General features: G+C 72.5%; 16 protein-coding genes. 9 read left to right on the top strand and 7 right to left on the bottom strand.

Annotation, left to right across the window (positions count from 1 at the left end):
- Window positions 1-20: 20 nt before the first annotated feature.
- The 4 genes from RF647_RS01710 (at window position 21) to RF647_RS01695 (ending at window position 2,787) form a co-directional block, all read left to right on the top strand.
- A complete protein-coding gene (locus RF647_RS01710) occupies window positions 21-815 on the top strand; it encodes an ABC transporter permease (protein WP_368810224.1) in 795 nt (264 codons plus the stop codon).
- Window positions 812-1,585, top strand: coding sequence for an ABC transporter permease (locus RF647_RS01705; protein ID WP_368810223.1), 774 nt, complete (start codon window positions 812-814; stop codon window positions 1,583-1,585). The genes RF647_RS01710 and RF647_RS01705 overlap by 4 nt, the downstream gene beginning before the upstream one ends.
- Window positions 1,575-2,480 (top strand): ABC transporter ATP-binding protein, encoded by a 906-nt coding sequence (locus tag RF647_RS01700; RefSeq protein ID WP_368810222.1) that lies wholly within the window; start codon window positions 1,575-1,577, stop codon window positions 2,478-2,480. Before RF647_RS01705 ends, RF647_RS01700 begins: the two co-directional genes overlap by 11 nt.
- Before the next feature lie 94 nt (window positions 2,481-2,574).
- Window positions 2,575-2,787 carry a hypothetical protein gene (locus RF647_RS01695; RefSeq protein ID WP_017833937.1) on the top strand — a complete coding sequence of 71 codons (213 nt, stop codon included), beginning with the start codon at window positions 2,575-2,577 and terminating at the stop codon, window positions 2,785-2,787.
- A 61-nt stretch (window positions 2,788-2,848) separates the two neighbouring features.
- Here the strand turns inward: RF647_RS01695 and RF647_RS01690 are convergent, their stop codons facing one another.
- Window positions 2,849-4,063 carry a glycerophosphodiester phosphodiesterase family protein gene (locus RF647_RS01690; protein ID WP_368810221.1) on the bottom strand — a complete coding sequence of 405 codons (1,215 nt, stop codon included), beginning with the start codon at window positions 4,061-4,063 and terminating at the stop codon, window positions 2,849-2,851.
- A 129-nt stretch (window positions 4,064-4,192) separates the two neighbouring features.
- Here RF647_RS01690 and RF647_RS01685 point away from each other — a divergent pair, with 129 nt between their 5' ends.
- On the top strand, window positions 4,193-5,533 hold the full coding sequence (locus RF647_RS01685; RefSeq protein ID WP_368810220.1) for a hemolysin family protein: 1,341 nt from the start codon (window positions 4,193-4,195) through the stop codon (window positions 5,531-5,533).
- Window positions 5,534-5,545: 12 nt separating this feature from the next.
- Here the strand turns inward: RF647_RS01685 and RF647_RS01680 are convergent, their stop codons facing one another.
- Genes RF647_RS01680 through RF647_RS01660 form a run of 5 tightly spaced genes read right to left on the bottom strand, consistent with a single transcriptional unit; the run spans window position 5,546 to window position 11,626 of the window.
- Window positions 5,546-6,445: a LysR family transcriptional regulator gene (locus RF647_RS01680; RefSeq protein WP_368810219.1), complete on the bottom strand. Its 900-nt coding sequence runs from the start codon at window positions 6,443-6,445 to the stop codon at window positions 5,546-5,548.
- 43 nt (window positions 6,446-6,488) lie between these two features.
- The gene (locus RF647_RS01675) at window positions 6,489-8,231 is read right to left on the bottom strand and encodes a thiamine pyrophosphate-binding protein (RefSeq protein ID WP_368810218.1); all 1,743 of its coding nucleotides are present in this window, start codon (window positions 8,229-8,231) and stop codon (window positions 6,489-6,491) included.
- Window positions 8,228-9,016 carry a cyclase family protein gene (locus tag RF647_RS01670; RefSeq protein ID WP_368810354.1) on the bottom strand — a complete coding sequence of 263 codons (789 nt, stop codon included), beginning with the start codon at window positions 9,014-9,016 and terminating at the stop codon, window positions 8,228-8,230. The genes RF647_RS01675 and RF647_RS01670 overlap by 4 nt, the downstream gene beginning before the upstream one ends.
- Before the next feature lie 4 nt (window positions 9,017-9,020).
- Complete coding sequence (locus RF647_RS01665) at window positions 9,021-9,809, bottom strand: sugar phosphate isomerase/epimerase family protein (RefSeq protein ID WP_368810217.1); 789 nt, start codon at window positions 9,807-9,809, stop codon at window positions 9,021-9,023.
- Window positions 9,806-11,626, bottom strand: coding sequence for an FAD-dependent oxidoreductase (locus RF647_RS01660; RefSeq protein ID WP_368810216.1), 1,821 nt, complete (start codon window positions 11,624-11,626; stop codon window positions 9,806-9,808). The genes RF647_RS01665 and RF647_RS01660 overlap by 4 nt, the downstream gene beginning before the upstream one ends.
- Window positions 11,627-12,024: 398 nt before the next feature.
- Between RF647_RS01660 and RF647_RS01655 the strand changes: the two genes are divergently transcribed.
- The 4 genes from RF647_RS01655 (at window position 12,025) to RF647_RS01640 (ending at window position 16,368) form a co-directional block, all read left to right on the top strand.
- Window positions 12,025-12,900: a shikimate dehydrogenase gene (locus tag RF647_RS01655; RefSeq protein ID WP_368810215.1), complete on the top strand. Its 876-nt coding sequence runs from the start codon at window positions 12,025-12,027 to the stop codon at window positions 12,898-12,900.
- A 290-nt stretch (window positions 12,901-13,190) separates the two neighbouring features.
- A complete protein-coding gene (locus RF647_RS01650; protein WP_368810214.1) occupies window positions 13,191-14,195 on the top strand; it encodes a Bug family tripartite tricarboxylate transporter substrate binding protein in 1,005 nt (334 codons plus the stop codon).
- Window positions 14,192-14,737, top strand: a complete 546-nt coding sequence (locus RF647_RS01645; protein ID WP_368810213.1) for a tripartite tricarboxylate transporter TctB family protein — start codon at window positions 14,192-14,194, stop codon at window positions 14,735-14,737. The genes RF647_RS01650 and RF647_RS01645 overlap by 4 nt, the downstream gene beginning before the upstream one ends.
- Window positions 14,734-16,368: a tripartite tricarboxylate transporter permease gene (locus RF647_RS01640; protein WP_368810212.1), complete on the top strand. Its 1,635-nt coding sequence runs from the start codon at window positions 14,734-14,736 to the stop codon at window positions 16,366-16,368. The genes RF647_RS01645 and RF647_RS01640 overlap by 4 nt, the downstream gene beginning before the upstream one ends.
- Before the next feature lie 42 nt (window positions 16,369-16,410).
- On the opposite strand, the gene RF647_RS01635 is transcribed toward RF647_RS01640, so the two are convergent.
- The gene (locus RF647_RS01635; protein ID WP_368810211.1) at window positions 16,411-16,758 is read right to left on the bottom strand and encodes a GNAT family N-acetyltransferase; all 348 of its coding nucleotides are present in this window, start codon (window positions 16,756-16,758) and stop codon (window positions 16,411-16,413) included.
- Window positions 16,759-16,778: the final 20 nt, after the last annotated feature.

The following is a 16,778-nucleotide window of genomic DNA, read 5'->3' as shown; positions in this document are numbered from 1 at the left end:
CTCGAGGGAGGGAGCACGACATGGCACGAAAGCGCACGGGACGGGCCTGGGGGCCCGGGGTTCTCGGGGTGCTGGGGATCCTCGGGTTCCTGCTCACCTGGGAGCTGCTGCCCCTGACGGGGATCGTCGACCCCCGGTACCTGCCCCCGGCCAGCGCGGTCCTGCTGGAGCTCGGGGAGCAGCTCGGCTCGGCGGGCTTCTGGCTGGCGGTCTGGCAGACCGTCCGGGCCTGGTTCCTGGGGCTGCTGATCGCCGCGGTCGCGGCGATCGTCCTGGGGCTCGTCATCGGCAGCAGCACGTTCCTGCGCCGGGCCACCCACAGCACGATCGAGTTCCTCCGGCCCATCCCGTCGGTCGCGCTCATCCCGCTGGCCGTCCTGCTGTTCGGGGTGCAGCTCGAGTCCACCCTGCTCCTGGTCGTGTACGCGTCCTTCTGGCAGATCCTCATCCAGGTCCTCTACGGGGTGGGGGACGTGGACACCGTGGCGCAGGACACGGCCAAGAGCTACGGGCTCGGAAAGCTGGCCCGCGTCCGGTACGTCACCTGGCCCACGTCCCTGCCGTACGTGATCACCGGGCTGCGGCTCGGGGCGGCCGTGGCGCTGATCCTGGCGGTCACCGCCCAGCTCGTGATCGGCACGCCGGGGCTGGGCCGGGAGATCTCCCTGGCCCAGTCCGGCGGCGCCGTCACGGCCATGTACGCGTTCATCGTCACGGCCGGGCTGCTGGGCGTGCTCATCAACCTGGGGATGCGGGCGCTCGAGCGCCGGGCGCTGGCCTGGCACTCGTCCGTCCGCGGAGAGGCGGCGGTGTGAAACTCGTCAAGACCCTGGGCTACGCGCTCGCGCTGCCCGTCCTGCTGGTCCTGCTGTGGTGGGCCTACACCCTGGTGGAGACCAACTTCTACGTCCCGGAACCCGGCGAGTTCGCCACGACCTTCGTGGACGTCTGGTTCGGTGACCGGTTCTTCGACGACGTGCTGCCGAGCATCGGCCGGCTCCTGGTGGGGCTGGCGCTGTCCATCCTGCTCGGGGTCGTCGCCGGGCTCGTGATCGGGTCGGTGCGCTGGCTGCGGAACCTGCTGGAGCCCGTGCTCGAGTTCTTCCGGGCGATCCCGCCGCCGGTGCTGGTCCCCGTGCTGATGCTGCTCATCGGCGTCAACGACCAGATGAAGGTGGTGGTGATCGTGCTCGGGTCCGTGTGGCCCGTCCTGCTGAACACCATCGAGGGCGTGCGCTCGGTCGACTCCGTCATGAACGAGACGGCACGCTCGTACGGGATCCACGGGTGGTCGCGGATCGTCCACCTGGTGATCCCCGCAGCCAGCCCCCAGATGATGGCCGGCATCCGGCAGGCCCTGTCGATCGGACTGATCCTGATGGTGATCTCGGAGATGTTCGCCTCGTCCTCGGGGCTCGGCTTCACCATCGTGCAGTTCCAGCGATCGTTCGCCATCCCCGAGATGTGGAGCGGCATCGCCGTCCTGGGTCTCATCGGGGTGGTGCTGGCGTTCGTCTTCCAACGTGTTGAACGCAAGGTCCTCGCCTGGTACCGGGGCCTGAAAGAGGTGGAGAATGCAGGCTGAATCAGGAAGCTCGGCAGTGGACGGCGGCGCGACCGAACCCCGGACCGGCACGGACGCAACCGCCACCGGGGTCTCGGACACCGGCGCGGGACGCACCGGCGGGAAGGACGTGCTGCTGTCCGTGCGTGGGCTGCAGAAGATCTACCAGAGCGACCACGGCGACGTGGAGGCGGTCCGCAACCTCACGTTCGACCTCGGCCGCGGCGAGCTGGCGTGCCTCGTGGGGCCCTCCGGCTCCGGCAAGACCACGCTGCTCAAGTGCATCTCGGGGCTCATGGCGCCGACCTCCGGCGAGGTGCTGCTGGGCGGCGAGAAGGTGACCGGTCCGCCCAAGGACATGGCCGTGGTCTTCCAGGAGTACGGGCGCAGCCTGTTCCCCTGGATGACGGTCCGCGAGAACGTGGAGCTGCCGCTGAAGAACGCCAGGCTGGCCCGGGACGAGCGGAACCGGCTCGTGGAGGAGGCGATCGCCGCCGTGGATCTGCGCGGCGCGGACAAGAAGTACCCGTGGCAGCTCTCCGGCGGCATGCAGCAGCGCGTCGCCATCGCCCGGGCGGTCGCCTACCAGCCGAAGATCCTGCTGATGGACGAGCCCTTCGCCGCGGTGGACGCCCAGACCCGCGCCGACCTCGAGGACCTCATCCGGGACGTGTGGCACCGGATGGGCGTGACCGTGCTGTTCGTGACCCACGACATCGACGAGTCCGTCTACCTCGGCGAGCGCGTCATCATCCTCTCGAGCTCGCCCACCGTGGTCCAGGAGGACCTCCCGATCGACCTGCCCGACGACCGCGACCAGCTCACCACCCGCGGCCTGCCGCGGTTCACCGAACTGCGCGGGCACGTCTACGAGGAGATCCAGCGCGCCAAGCGGGAGGCGGGCACGAGGGCCTGAGCCGGCCCGCGGCCGCCTCCGGGGCCGGTTGCGCCCACTACACTGGGCCCACCGGCTCCGGAGCGCCCGGGGCCGTCCTCCCGGGAGGCCCGCCATGAGCACCACCCCGTCCGACGGTCTGCGCGGCACCACCGCCCCGTGCCCGCGCTGCGGCGCCACCGGGTTCGAGCTGGTCTACGTGCAGATCATGCCCGACGACTGGGACCTGGCGCGCGACGTCGAGCTGGCGTCCCCGTCGATGATGCTGCCCGACGGGCGCGCCCCCGAGTTCTCCTGCCAGAACGGGCAGTGCCGCCACCTCTGGTGAGCCCGGGCGGGCCCCGCCGGTGGTCGCCGGCGGGGCCCGCCCGTCGCGGGGGCGTCCCGGATCAGTTGGCGAAGACGTCCAGCAGCCGGCCGTTGTCCGTCCACAGGGCGACGGACTCGCCGCCGTTGTTGAGCACGGCGGAGGTGCCGCCGTTGTAGTGGGCGTCCTCCGTGCCGGTGCCCGGTCCGGTGTGCACGCGCAGCCGCCCGCCCGGGGCCAGCTCGTAGCCCTCGCCCACGGTGAGGACGTTGTTCGCGGCGTCGCGCAGCACGTACCCGCTGACGTCCACGGCGCTCCGGCCCGTGTTGGTGAGCACCACGTGCTCGCCGGTCCCGGGCTGGAGGTCGTCGCCGGGGACGTCGTTGACGGAGTCCTCGACCCGGATCCCGTTGTTCGCGGGGAAGGGATCGCGCCCGTCCAGGTGGCGCGCCGTCTGGACGGGGAAGTCGCCGGTGATCATGTCGACGCCGAGGTCCACCACGTGCTGGACCGCTTCCGGGGAGTTGACGGTGTAGACGCCCAGGGCCAGGCCGGCGGCGTCGACGCGCGCGACGTCGCCAGCGTCGAGGGTGCGGTAGTTCGTGCCCACGGAGTCCACGACCCCGGCCCACCGCTGGATCGTGGCGGCGTCCGGGACGCTGCCGGTGAGCTGCTGCAGGGGCACGTCGGGGGCCAGCCCGGCGAAGGTCCGGTTGGACGCCTCGTCGAAGCCGATGACGGTGACCTTGTCCGCCGCGAGCAGCCTCGCCCAGTCCCGGTCCTCGGCCAGGGCGTCGGCCACGACCTGCTCGATGCCGGGGGAGTTCTGCGGGGACTTGATCTCGATGTAGACGCCGGTGTTGACGGTGGCGATCCGCGCGGCGTCGTCGAGGTGGGGGATCCGCTCCCCGGCGAACTGCGCGTCGAAGGAGGAGCCGGCGTCGAGCTGCTGCAGCTCGTCCCACGTGAAGGACGTGACCGGGTCGTCCTCGCGGCCGGGGAAGACCTCCTCGACGTCCGTGGTGCGCGCGGGGGTGCTGTCGTGGAACAGGAACGGCACCCCGTCGGCGCTGAGCTGGACGTCGATCTCCAGGTAGTCGACGCCGGCGGCGCGGGCGTCCTTGAACGCGGGGACCGTGTTCTCGGGGGCGGTGCCAGCGGCGCCTCGGTGCCCGACGACAATCGGGTCCTCGGTGCCGGACGGGGCGGCGGCGGCCGGCAGCGCCGAGCCGAGCACGGCCACGGCGGACAGGGCCGCGGCGGCGCCGCGCAGGGTGCGGGGGGAACGGGTGGTCATGACGGTGCTCCTCGTGCCTGGGGGACGGTGCCCCACCACCGAAGCGGAGCGCGGAGACGAACCGGTCAACGCGGCGTGACGCGCAGATGAGCTCCAGGCGTCCCGGAGGCGGCCGGTACTGTGGTCGCCATGGACAACAGCACGATCGTGAACATCCTCCTGGTCCTGCTGTTCGTGGCCGTCGGGGGCGTCTTCGCGGGCACCGAGATGGCGATCGTGAGCCTGCGGGAGAGCCAGGTCAAGCGGATCGAGCGCTCGGGCCGCAAGGGCGCCCGGACCGCCGCCCTCGTCCGGGACCCCAACCTCTTCCTCTCGGCGGTGCAGATCGGCGTGACGGTGGCGGGGTTCTTCTCCTCGGCCTACGGCGCCGCGACGCTCGCCCCGGACGTGGCCCCCGTCTTCGAGCGGGCCGGTCTGTCCACCGCGGCCGCGGAGACCTCCGCGCTGATCAGCATGACCCTGGTGATCGCGTACCTCTCCCTCGTCCTCGGGGAGCTCGTGCCCAAGCGCCTGGCCATGCAGCGCTCCGTGGGCTTCACGAAGATCCTGGCCCCTCCGCTGAGCATCTTCGCCAAGCTCATGCGCCCCGTCATCTGGCTGCTGTCCGTGTCCACGAACCTCGTGGTCCGGCTCGTGGGCGGGGACCCGCACGCCGTCACCGAGGAGGTCTCGGCGGAGGAGATCCGGGAGATGGTCGTGGACACCCGGGGCATCGGGGCCGTCTCGCGCTCGATCCTCACGGACGTCTTCGAGGCGGGCGAGCGCCGTCTCGCCGAGGTCATGCGCCCGCGCCCCGACGTCCACTTCCTGGACGGCACCCTGCCCGTCACGGAGGCCTACCGCACGGCCCTGGCCCTGCCGCACTCCCGCTACCCCGTGCTCGGCACGAGCGTGGACGACGTCCTGGGCTTCGTGCACATCCGCGACCTCGTGGTCGCGGACCAGGACGGCGACGGGGTCATCGAGGCCCCGCCGCGGACCCTGCAGGACGTGGTGCGGCCCATCCCCTTCCTGCCGGAGACCAACCACGTGCTGCGCACCCTGCAGGCCATGCGCAAGGACGGGCACCACATCGCGCTGGTGGTCGACGAGTACGGCGGGACGGCGGGCATCGTGACCCTCGAGGACCTCGTGGAGGAGCTCGTGGGCGAGATCTACGACGAGTTCGACGCCGGGGTCCGGGAGCACGAGGACACGGTGCTGCGCGAGGGCGGGGCCGTGCTCGTGGACGGCGGGCTGATCATCCAGGAGGTCCCGGTGGAGGCCGGGCCCGTCATCCCCGAGGGCCACTACGAGACGGTCGGCGGGTTCGTGATGGACCGGCTGGGGCGGGTGGCGCGCCCGGCGGACATCGTCGACGTGGACGGCTACCGGCTCGAGGTCCTGGCCGTGGACCGCAGCCGGGTCGAGCGGGTGCGGATCACCCGGTTGCGGCGGGACACGGCGGGGGAGGACAGGCCCGAGGCCTGACCCGGCCCGGTTTCAGTCCGCCGCCGGCTCGGGGAAGACCTCCCGGGCCAGGGCGAGCACGGCGCGCAGGGGCTCGGCCTCGTTGTCCCGGCTCCAGGCGATGGCGCTGCGCAGGGGAGGATACCGGCCCTCCAGCGGGATCTCCACGACGCCCTCCGGCAGGATCGAGGAGAAGCACTCCGGTACCACGGCAACCCCCACGCCCGCCGCGACCAGGGGGAGGATCAGATAGGGGTCGAGGACCTCCTGGGCGACGACGGGCACGAAACCCGCGGCGTACGCGCCGTGGGTGAGGGCGTTGCGCATCGAGGAGCCCTGCTCGCGCGGCGTGCACACGAAGGCCTCGTCCGCGAGCTCGGCCGGGTGCACGCTCCGCCGGTCCGCCAGGCGGTGCTCGGACGGAACGATCAGGTGGTTCGTCTCCACCGTGATGAGCAGATGGTCCAGGCTCGGCGAGGAGAAAGGCAGTCCCACGAAGGCGAGGTCCACGGTGCCCTGCTCCAGCCGGGTGAGGGCCTCTCCGCTGAGCGCCCGGTCCACGAAGCGGACGGCGATGTCAGGGTGCCGCCGCCGGACGGCGCGGGTCAGGGGCGGCACCGTCTGGTGGTTGAGCGCCCCCGAGAACGCGATGGTGACGTCCCCGTAGACGCGCCGGCCCCCGCTCCGGACGGCCGCCCGCCCCGAGCGCAGGTCCTCCAGGACCTTCCGGGCGTGCGGCACGAACGCGTGCCCGGCCGAGGTCAGCGCCACGGAGCGGGTGCTGCGCACGAACAGGTCCGCGCCGACCTCCCGCTCGAGCTTCCGGATGGTCTGGCTGAGGGGGGAATGGCCCATGTGCAGGCGCTCGGCCGCGCGCGCGAAGTGCAGCTCCTCGGCCACGGCCAGGAAGGCCTCGAGCCAGCGGGTGTCCATGTGATCCTCCTTGTGCGCGTGGGCCGTGGAGCGCCCCACGGCGTCAATGACCTCGGAAGGCCTCGGCCAGCCACCACGCCCCGCCGTCGGAGGCGATCTTGGCGTCGATCACCAGCGGCCGGTCCCTCGGCTCGGACAGCAGGTCCCGCACGGCGGCCAGGTCCTCGACGGAGCGCACCACCACACCGTCGGCGCCGAAGCCCCGGCCGATCGCGGCGATGTCGACGTCCGGGAAGACCACCGTGTCCAGCGGCACGTCCCCGTCGCCGGCGAAGTGGTGCACCTCCGCGCCGTACGCGGCGTCGTCGTAGACCACGCACACCAGGGGCAGGCCCAGCCGGACGGCGGTCTCGAGCTCGGCGATCCCCATGAGGAAACCGCCGTCCCCGGTGCCGAGCACCGGCAGCCGGTGCGGCTGCGCCAGCGCGGCGCCGATGGCCGTGGCCAGGCCCAGGCCCACGGACTGGAAGGCCTGGGTGAAGCAGAACCCGCGCTCGTCCGGCACGGAGAGGTACTGGCTGGGGTAGCCCATAAAGTTGCCGCTGTCGACGGCCACGATCCGCTCGGCCGGCAGCATCGCGTCCAGCTCGCGGGACAGCACCCGCGGGTCGATCCGCTCAGCCGTGGACAGGTCCTCGAACGCGACGTCCCGCCACCGGGCCTCCCGGGCGATCCGAGCGGCCAGCTCGGGCGTGCGCCAGGTTGCCGCTCCGTCTCCCGTCCCGCTGACGGGATCCACGGGTGACCCCTCCACCGGCGCCGTCCTCTCCTCCAGCGCGGCGAGCACGTCCCGGGCGGTCAGGACGCAGTCGCCCACCACTCCCAGGTCCACGGGACGGTGCGCGCCCAGCGCCGACTCCTCGAGGTCGACCTGCACGACCGAGGCCTCCGGGCCGATCAGGCGGCCGTGCCGCATGGTCCACATGTTCAGCGCGCAGCCCCACCCCACGACGAGGTCAGCCTCCCCGATCAGCCGAGCGGTCAGCGGGGAGGAGAAGCCGCCGGAGATGCCGAGGTCGAACTCCTCCCCGGTGAAGAGCCCCTTGGCCACGGCCGACGTCGCGAGCAGCGCGCCCGTCCGCTCGGCGAGGGCGGTCAGCTCGGCGCGGGCGGCCCGGGCCCCGCGGCCCGCCACGAACACCGGTCGCCGTGCGGCGGCCAGCATCCCGGCCAGACGGTCGGCGTCGTCCTGCTGCGGGCGCACCCGCGGCGCGGGTTGCGCGGTCGGCTCGGCCTGAGGGTGCACGGGGGCCGGGGCGGCCTGGACGTCCAGCGGGACGCTGAGCACCACGGTGCGGCGGTCGTTGCGGGCGCGGCGGAACGCCCGGACGACGTCGGCCACGGCGCTCGCGGGGGAGTGCACCCGCTCGGCCACCGCACCCACGGAGCGGGCCAGCGCGTCCTGGTCCATCCGGAAGTTGGAGTTCACGGCCGCGGCCTGGGTGTCGGCAGTGAGGACGATCAGCGGGGTGCGGGACTTCGCGGCCTCGCCGATGCCGGTGGTCGCGTTGGTCAGCCCGCAGCCCTGGTGGGTGGTCACCACGGCGACGCGCCCGCTGGTGCGGCCGTACGCGTCGGCCATGGTCGCGGCCCCGTTCTCGTGCCGGGCGGCCGTGAACGGCACGCCCTCCGCGACCAGGGCGTTGGTCAGGTGGAAGTTGCCGCTGCCGACCACGCCGAAGACGCGCGCCACACCCAGCCGCGCGAGGGTGCGCGCGACGACGTCGGCGACGGTCGCGCTTCCGCTCGCGGCCGTGCTCCCGGGGACGGTCGCGGGCTCCGTCATGCTCCCGCCCCGTCGCGCCCGACCAGGGCCAGCACCCGGGCGGGGCTGCCCGTGCCGCCCACGACCGGCAGGGGCGCGACCACGAGCTGCGCCCCGAGGACCGGCAGCCGGTCGAGGCGGCGCAGGGAGGTCAGCCCGTACTTGTCGTGGCCCAGCAGGTGGTGGTGGGCGGGGAAGGGTGGGTCGAAGCCGCCGGCGATGCCCGCGTCGATGCCGACGGTCTCCACGCCGAAACCGCTCACGTGCGGGTGGGCGGCGAGCCACTCGGCGGCGGCCACCGACGGCCCCGGGGCGTGCAGGCCGTGCTCGTCGGCGTTCAGGAAGCGCTCGGGGTCGTCCGCGCGGGCGGACCAGCCGGTGCGCAGCAGCACCCAGCAGTTCTCGGGGAAGCGACCGTGCTCGGCCTCCCACCGCTCGAGGTGCTCGGGCTCCAGCAGGGCGTCGGCGTCCGCCTCCGCCTCGGCGGTGAGGTCCAGGACCGCGGCCGGCCCGACGAGCCGCGCCGGCTCGATCCGGTCCACCGACCTCCCGTCCCGGCCGGTGATCCAGTGGACGGGCGCGTCCAGGTGCGTGCCGGCGTGCTCGCCCAGCGTCAGGACGTTCCACGCCCAGCCGGGCCCGGCCTCGTCGTAGGCGCTCACCGGGGTCATGGACAGGCCCACCGTGTTGGCGAACGGTTCCGGCAGCCGCAGGATCGGGGTGTCCCGGTCCAGGGGGGTGGTCAGGTCCACAACCTCCACGGTCCCGGCGGCCAGCGCCGCCCCCAGTTCGCCCAGCACGCTCATCATGTCACCCTTCGCAGTTCGTGAGCCCCGCCAGCAGGGCCCCGGCATATGTCTCGTCGCCCATTGTCCCCCGGAGCGGGCTCGGCACCTCGGCGCTGAGGGGAAGCATTGCGGGCACGGCCGCGACGAGCTCGTGCAGCCGAAGTCCGCCGGTGCCCGGGATCAGGCGGGACGCGCGGGACTCCGCGACGAGCGCCGCCTGGTCCGCGGGCCGCTCGGCCGGAGCGTCGCACAGCTGGACCATGGGCGCGGAGCCGGCGTGTGCGGCCAGCTCCTCGGCCGTGCCGCCGAAGCGGCGCAGGTGCAGGGAGTCGGGCAGCCACAGGCACCCGGCTCCGGCGGCGAGCGCGGCAGCCTCGGGGACGGAGCGCACGGACTGGTAGAAGATCGGCTCGAGCGCGGGCACCACCCCGAAGGGCCGGCCGTCCTCGGTCAGCGCCGCCAGGGTGTCGGCCAGCCGGGTGCGATCGGGGTCCGCGGCGGTCACGGTGAGGGTGCAGGCACCCAGCTCGCCGCCGGTCTCCAGCATGGGCAGCCATGTCTCGGGGCCCACCGTGCCGTCCAGCACCAGGAACTCGATGTCCACCACCGGCAGCCCGGTCTCAGCCAGGGCGGCCCGGACCTCGCCGAGACGGGCGCTGCCGGGCAGCAGGCTGAGGTCAGGCTCCGCGGCGGTCACGGGCCGCACACGCAGGCCGACGAAGTCGAAGCCCGCGGCGGCCGCGGTCCGCACGAACGCGGCGGGTTCGGCGCCGAGCAGGGACAGGGGCGCCAGGCCGAGCGGCCGGCTCACCGGGCGCCGTCCTGCGCCGCGCCGCCCGGCGGCGCGGCGCCGGGCGCGGACGTGCCGTCGTCCTCGTACACGGTGACGCCGGCGAGTTCCCGTCCGGCCGCGTACCCGAAGGTCATGGCGGGACCGAGGTTCACACCGCCGGCGGGATAGCGCCCGCCCATGATGCTGAGCTGGTCGTTGCCCGTGGCGTAGAGGCCCTCTACCACCGTGCCGTCCCGGCGCAGCACCCGCGACTTCGGGTCCACGGCGAGGCCCGCGAACGTCCCGAAGGAGCCGGGGAGGACCCTGACGGCGTAGAAGGGGCCCTTGCCCAGCGGGGCGAGGGTGGGGTTGGGCTTCATCCTGGGGTCCCCGCCGTAACGGTTGAACGGGGTCTCGCCGCGGCCGAAGGCGGAGTCCACGCCCTTCTCGGCGTCCGCGTTGAACTCCTCGACCGTTCGGGCCAGCTGCTGCGGGTCGATCCCGCACCGGTGGCCCAGCTCCTCGATCGTGTCCGCCTCGACCAGGTACTTGAGCACCTTGGTGTAGGGGAAGACGGGCAGCGGGCGTGGCTTGGCGAAGCCGAGCATGTAGGCGCGCAGGGCACGCTTGCCGCAGATCAGCCAGGACTCGACCGGTTCGCCCTCGGGGACGGCCTTCATCATCCCGTCGACGTAGTCCCAGTAGCCGTCGGCCTCGTTGACGAAGCGCCTGCCGTCGCGCAGCACGCCGATCACGCCGGGCTTGGCACGGTCGGCAATGTGGGGGAACACACCGGTCCGCCCGCCGGAGAGGATGCCGGGGAAGTGGACGAGCGAGACGGGGCACCAGGCGGCCGCGGAGGTGACGTTGCTGTCCACCCAGCCGCCGGCCGGCTCGGCGAGCCGGGCTCCGGCGCCGTCGGACGTGTCAGGGGCCAGAGTCCAGTGCTCCCGTCCGGTCGGCGTGCGCCCGAACGTCTGCTTCCGGCGCTCCACGTTCGCGGGATAGCCACCGGTGGCCAGGACGACGCCTCGGCGGGCGTGCACGCGCACGCGTCCCTCCGGGGCGATCAACCAGGCGCCCGTGACCGCGCCGGAGTCGTCGACGATCAGTTCTTCAACGGAGGTGCGCACCTCGACGCGCACCCCGAGGTCGTCGGCGGACTGCAGGAGCCGGCCGGTGAGGGCCACGCCGTTGACCATCTGCATGTTGCGCCGGTGCACAGCGAGGTCGGCGACGTGGGTGAGCACCCGGCGGGCGGCGTGCAGGAAGCTGGAGGGCTTCTGCAGGGCTGTGAGGAACGCGGCGAGGTCGTCGCCGGCCATGATGCCCATACCCGCGAAGGAGGTCATGTAGAACTGGTGCGCTAGCTTGCGCCTCACCTCGGGCCTGAGCTCGGTCCCGTGGAAGGGCTCCGGGGCCACGGAGCGGTGCCCGGTGCCGGCGCCCGGGAGCTTTCCGTAGATGTCGTTGACCTTCGCGCCGGGGACGAAGCGCAGGGCCGTCTTTCCGTGGAAGAAGCCGACCATGTGCGGGACGGCTTCCAGGAACGCCTCGATCCGCTCGGCGTCGTAGTGCTCGGGGTCGATGACATGCTGGAGATAAGTGCGGAAGGCCTCGCGCGGCTCGTCGACGCCGTCGGCTCGGGCCAGCGGGTTCCCGGGGGTCCACATCCATCCCCCGGAGCGAGCAGTGGCACCACCGCACACGGCGGCGCGCTCGGCGACGAGGACATTGAGGCCGTGGTAGGCCGCGGAGACGGCGGCGGACAGTCCACCGGCGCCGGCGCCGGCCACGAGGACGTCGACGTCTCTGGTCGTGATGCGGTTCGGCGGATCGGGAGAGGTGCGGGTCATGGGATCCTCCGGGCGGGAACGAGGCGCCGCGCGGACGCACTGGTGGGTGCGGCGAGCGCCAGTGATGTGTGTCACGGCAGCAACGCAGTCCACGGTGCCACGCATGATTACATGCTGTCCACGTGATGGTCCGGCATGGAATGTAATCGAAAGCGACATAATAATCGGTGAAGGCCGATTCGGCGTGGTTCTTCACCGGACCCACCGGCACCCAGAATCTGTCACTCTGTGGCACCAGCCTTCACATCATGGTTATCGGGGCGGTGCGGGGCGGGCCCCCGGTGTACTGTGATGGGCGTCCCAACGGCCCGCGATGCCCTCCCCGCAACCGGGACCGGTTCTGCTCCGCGGGTGGTCGGCGCGGCCGCGACCTGCCCGCATCCCGCAAGGAGTCCTCCATGAGCACCATGTCCGAGTCCTATCTCGTGGGCCTGATCGGCGACGGCATCACCCGCAGCCTCACCCCGCCGATGCACGAGACCGAGGCCCGGAACCACGGCCTGCACTACCTGTACCGCCCGGTGGACCTCGAGGTGATCGGCCGCCCGGGCGAGGACGTGGGGGAGCTACTGCGGGCCGGGCGCGACCTCGGATTCAACGCCTTCAACATCACGCACCCGTGCAAGCAGCTGGTGCTGGCCCACCTCGACGAGGTCGCCCCGGAGGCGGCCGCGCTGAGGGCGGTCAACACGGTGGTGATCCGCGACGGGCGTTTCGTCGGCCACAACACCGACGTGTCCGGCTTCGCCGCGGGGTTCCGTGCCGCGCTCCCCGGCGCGGCCAAGGGCCGCGTGGTCCAGATCGGCACCGGCGGCGCCGGCTCCGCCGTGGCCTCCGCACTGCTGAGCGCCGGCGTGCAGACCCTCCACCTGTTCGACGTGGACCCCGCCCGGGCGGCCGAGCGGGCCGCAGCCATGGCCGAGCTCTTCCCCGGACAGCAGGTCGCGGCCGCCACCGCCGAGTCCCTGCCGGGGCTGGTGCGGGCGGCCGACGGGCTGGTCAACGCCACCCCTGTGGGCATGCACCACCACCCCGGCACTCCCGTGGACCCCGGCCTGCTGGAGGCCCGGCAGTGGGTGGCCGACGTGGTCTACCTGCCGGTGGAGACCGAGCTCATCTCCGCGGCCCGGGCCCGGGGGTGCCAGGTGCTCGACGGCGGCCACATGGCGGTCGGGCAGGCGGTGGACGCGTTCCGTCTCATCACCGGCGTGGCGCCCGACCGGGCCCGGATGCGCGCCCACTTCCTCGATCTCATCGCGGCCCAGCAGATCTGAGCGCACCCATCTCGTGCCGTTCGCCCGGCGTCATCCGGCGACGTGTGCGAACGCGGCGCAGACTGTGTGCGGGCCGCACAGAAACCCCTGCGGCCCGTCCTCGCGCGGATCCGCGCCTCCGTGAAGGCGTCAGAACCGGTCCGCGATGTTCGCACATCGAACATGTGTGCACACGCTTCGGACATGACCGGTACCGTGATGTCTGTCGCACGGACGCCGTGATGTGCGTCACGTCCGCTGCCGGTCCGGCCGCCGGACCACCGACGTGCCGACAGCGAAGGAGACCCAGCATGAGCTCAGACACCGGTGCGCGGAGGCGCACCGTCGGCGCCGCCCTCCTGGGGGCGGCAGGACTGGTCCTCGCGGGCTGTTCGGGCGCCGGGGAGGAACCGGCCGAGGACGGGGGAGCGTTCCCCTCGCGGCCCGTCAACGTCGTGGTCCCCTATGCTCCGGGCGGCAGCGCGGACGGCACTACACGCCAGCTGGTGGCCGCGGCCCAGGAGACCTGCGGCGCGCAGTTCGTCGTCCGCAACGAGACGGGCGGCTCCGGAGCCGTCGGCTTCCGCGCGGTCCTCGACTCCGCCCCGGACGGCTACACGATCGGGACGGCCTCCATCGAGCTGTCCATCCTCGAGCACCTCGGCGTCGTGGACATCACCCCCGACGACTACCAGGGGATCATGCAGTACAGCGAGCAGCCCGTGGCGTTCGCCGTGCCGCGCGACTCCCCGATCACGAGCTTCCAGGACCTCGTCGACAGCGACCAGGAGCGCATCACGGTCGCCACGAGCGGCACCGGCAGCATCTACCACCTCGGCTACGAGGGCATGGCCCTCGCCGCCGGTCTCGACGACCGGACGGTCAACGTGCCCTTCGACGGCGCCTCCTCGGCGCTCCAGGCCGCCCTGGGCGGACAGACCGACATGGTCTCCGTGGGGGCCGCCGAGATGCGCTCCTTCGTCGAGTCCGGCGAGCTGCGCGCCCTGGCCCTGGCCGGGGAGCCGGTGGACTACATGCCCGACGATGTGCCCACCCTCGAGGAACTGGGCTACGACTGGACCTCCACCGCCATCCTGGGCCTCTACGCCCCGGCCGGCGTGCCGCAGGAGCGCGTGCAGCAACTCTCCGACTGCTTCGACGAGGCGCGGCAGTCCGAGTCCTTCACCGGCTACATGGAGACCACCGGTCTCAACCAGGTCCACCGGGACGCGGAGGAGTTCGACGCGTTCCTGGGGGAGGAGTACGAGCGCTTCGGCGAGGTCGTCGAGGCAGCGGGAATGGGGGTCGACCGATGAGCGGGAACACGACCGGCAGCACCAGCGGCAGCACTCCCGGCAGCACTCCCGGCAGCACTGCCCAGGAGCCGCCCGGAGCGGCGGTCCGGCACGGGCTGCTCGCCGACCGGCTGATCGGAGGACTCGTGCTGGCGCTGGCGGCGGGGCTGGCGGTCGCCACCTTCGGCTTCCCGCCCTCCGCCCAGGACTCCGACCCCGGCACCGGTGCGCTGCCCCGGCTCGTGGCGGGGGCTCTCGGCGTGCTCGGGATCCTCCTGCTGCTGCGCCCCGAACCGGCCTCCGTGGCCCCCGCGCCCGGGACCCGTCGCCGCATGACGGCGATCGTGGTGCTCACGGTCGTCTACGTGTTGGTCGTCGAGACCGTCGGCTTCCCCGTGACCACGTTCCTGTTCCTGGTGGGTGCCATCCGGATCATGGGTGTGCGCCGGGTGCTGCCCCTTCTGCTGGTTTCGCTCCTGGTCACCGGCGTCCTCTACTACCTGTTCGCCGAACTGCTGGCCGTCTACCTGCCGGCAGGCATCCTGGAAGGAGTCCTGCTGTGAACAACTGGCTCATCGGCCTCGAGGCCGCCATGGACCTCCAGGTCCTGCTCCTGATCGTCGTGGGCGTCGTCATCGGCATCGTGGTGGGCGCCCTTCCGGGCATCTCTGCGACCGTGGGGGTCGCCATCCTGCTGCCCTTCACCTTCGTCATGGAGCCGTTGCAGGGCATGATGCTGCTGCTCGGGATCTACGGCGGCGCCGTGTACGCCGGCTCGATCCCCGCGATCCTGGTCCGCGCGCCGGGCACACCGGCCTCCGCGGCGTCCGTCGCGGACGGCAACGCCCTCGCGCGGGCGGGACAGGCCTCGCAGGCCCTGAAGGTCTCCGTCCTGGCATCCTGCATCGGCGGCATCGTCGGCGTGGTCGCCCTCGGCCTGCTGGCCCCCAGCCTGGCCAGCGTGGCCCTCGGCTTCGGCCCCGCGGCGTACTTCATGCTGGCTCTGCTGGCCCTCACCGTGGTCGCCTCGGTATCCGAGGGGCGGATGGTGAAAGGTCTCATCAGCGGCGTCGTCGGCGTGGGGATCGCCATGATCGGGCTGGACACCATCCAGGGCTATCCGCGTCTGACCTACGGCTCCACGGACCTCACCGCCGGCATCGACTACATCCCGGTGATGATCGGGCTCTTCGCGGTCTCGGAGGCGTTCCTGCAGTTCGAGCAGAAGACCTCGCTCGTGCTGAAGACGACCTCGGAGAAGTTCAAGGCCTCCTTCGGGTGGCTGGGCCGGTTGGCCCCGTCGTCCCTGCTGGGCACGGTGATCGGCTTCATCATCGGTGTCATTCCCGGCACGGGCGGTGACATCGGCTCGTTCGTGGCCTACAACGAGGCCAAGCGCGTGGCGCGCCGGCCCAAGCGCTTCGGGGACGGCGACATCCGCGGTCTGGCCGCCGCGGAGAGCGCCAAGAACGCCGGGACCGCCGGCGCCCTCGTGCCCATGCTGACCCTCGGCATCCCCGGCGACGTGACCTCCGCGGTGCTCATCGGAGCGATCACGGTGCACGGCCTGCAGCCCGGCCCGAACCTCTTCAGCGGCGCCCCCGACCTCGTGTACGGCATCTTCGTGGGCTTCCTGCTCGTCTACGTCGTGCTGCTCGTGCTCGGCTGGCTCGGATCCGGGCTGTGGACACGGATGATCGAGCGAGTCCCGAACACGTACCTGTGGCCCTCGGTCATCGTGCTCGCCGTGATCGGGTGCTACTCCCTGCGCTCCAGCTCCTTCGACGTCCTCGTCATGCTGGTCGCGGCGCTGGCCGGCTATGTGATGATCAAGGCAGGCTTCCCGCTCGCCCCGCTCATCATCGGCATGATCCTCGGCCCGATCGCCGAGGAGGGCTTCCGCCGCGCGATGATCATCAGCGGAGACCTCAGCTGGGTCCTCGAGCCCCTGCCGCTCGTGCTGCTCATCCTGACCGTCGCCTCGGTGGGATTCGCCATCTGGCGGGAGTCGCACCACTACCGCAGCCCTGCGGAGGCGCTGGCCGGGGACCACGGGGAGAACGGGCAGGACAGGAGTGCCGGGGACGGCGGCGCTGTGCCCACCGCGGCGGGCGCCACCGCTGACTCGAGGGGGGAGGGACCGGCGGAGCGGCCGGACCGCCCCGCCGGTTCCTCGGACGCCCCGCAGCCGTAGCGACCTCGCCGGCCGGGGCTCAGCCCGCTCCGGTGGGCGGGGTCACCGCTGCTCGTGCCGCGGGACGGCGGCGAGGTGCTCGGGCCGCACGGCCACGGCGTGCTGCTGGTGGTCGGGGTGGCTGCGCAGCCACTTCTTGATGTAGGGGCACACCGGGACGACCGTCAGCCCGGCCCCGGCGGTGTCGTCCAGGGCATCCCGGGCCAGTCTCGAAGCCAGGCCCTGCCCGCCGTAGGCGTCGTCCACGGTGGTGTGGTAGAAGATCCGCTGCGGCCCGTCGGCGCCCTCGAAGGGCACCCAGTGGGCCGAGCCGATGACGGTCTCCCCGTCGAGGAGCTCGTAGCGCTGCCGGCCGGGGTTGTTCCGCACCGTGACGGCGGAGGTGTCCATGGTGGTCTCCTGGGGGACGG

The sequence above is a fragment of the Kocuria sp. CPCC 205263 genome, assembly GCF_040981075.1.
Lineage (GTDB): Bacteria > Actinomycetota > Actinomycetes > Actinomycetales > Micrococcaceae > Kocuria > Kocuria rosea.
The sequence above is the reverse complement of the archived record's forward strand: the minus strand, read 5'-3'. Positions and strand labels throughout refer to the sequence as shown.

Bases quoted from the DNA above. Each gene is read 5' to 3' on its own strand.
- RF647_RS01680 (WP_368810219.1), bottom strand. From the start codon at position 6,445: ATGGACACCCGCTGGCTCGAGGCCTTCCTGGCCGTGGCCGAGGAGCTG.
- RF647_RS01670 (WP_368810354.1), bottom strand. From the start codon at position 9,016: ATGAGCGTGCTGGGCGAACTGGGGGCGGCGCTGGCCGCCGGGACCGTG.
- RF647_RS01655 (WP_368810215.1), top strand. From the start codon at position 12,025: ATGAGCACCATGTCCGAGTCCTATCTCGTGGGCCTGATCGGCGACGGC.
- RF647_RS01675 (WP_368810218.1), bottom strand. From the start codon at position 8,231: ATGACGGAGCCCGCGACCGTCCCCGGGAGCACGGCCGCGAGCGGAAGC.
- RF647_RS01685 (WP_368810220.1), top strand. From the start codon at position 4,193: ATGGACAACAGCACGATCGTGAACATCCTCCTGGTCCTGCTGTTCGTG.
- RF647_RS01690 (WP_368810221.1), bottom strand. From the start codon at position 4,063: ATGACCACCCGTTCCCCCCGCACCCTGCGCGGCGCCGCCGCGGCCCTG.
- RF647_RS01660 (WP_368810216.1), bottom strand. From the start codon at position 11,626: ATGACCCGCACCTCTCCCGATCCGCCGAACCGCATCACGACCAGAGAC.
- RF647_RS01650 (WP_368810214.1), top strand. From the start codon at position 13,191: ATGAGCTCAGACACCGGTGCGCGGAGGCGCACCGTCGGCGCCGCCCTC.
- RF647_RS01635 (WP_368810211.1), bottom strand. From the start codon at position 16,758: ATGGACACCTCCGCCGTCACGGTGCGGAACAACCCCGGCCGGCAGCGC.
- RF647_RS01700 (WP_368810222.1), top strand. From the start codon at position 1,575: ATGCAGGCTGAATCAGGAAGCTCGGCAGTGGACGGCGGCGCGACCGAA.
- RF647_RS01645 (WP_368810213.1), top strand. From the start codon at position 14,192: ATGAGCGGGAACACGACCGGCAGCACCAGCGGCAGCACTCCCGGCAGC.
- RF647_RS01710 (WP_368810224.1), top strand. From the start codon at position 21: ATGGCACGAAAGCGCACGGGACGGGCCTGGGGGCCCGGGGTTCTCGGG.
- RF647_RS01695 (WP_017833937.1), top strand. From the start codon at position 2,575: ATGAGCACCACCCCGTCCGACGGTCTGCGCGGCACCACCGCCCCGTGC.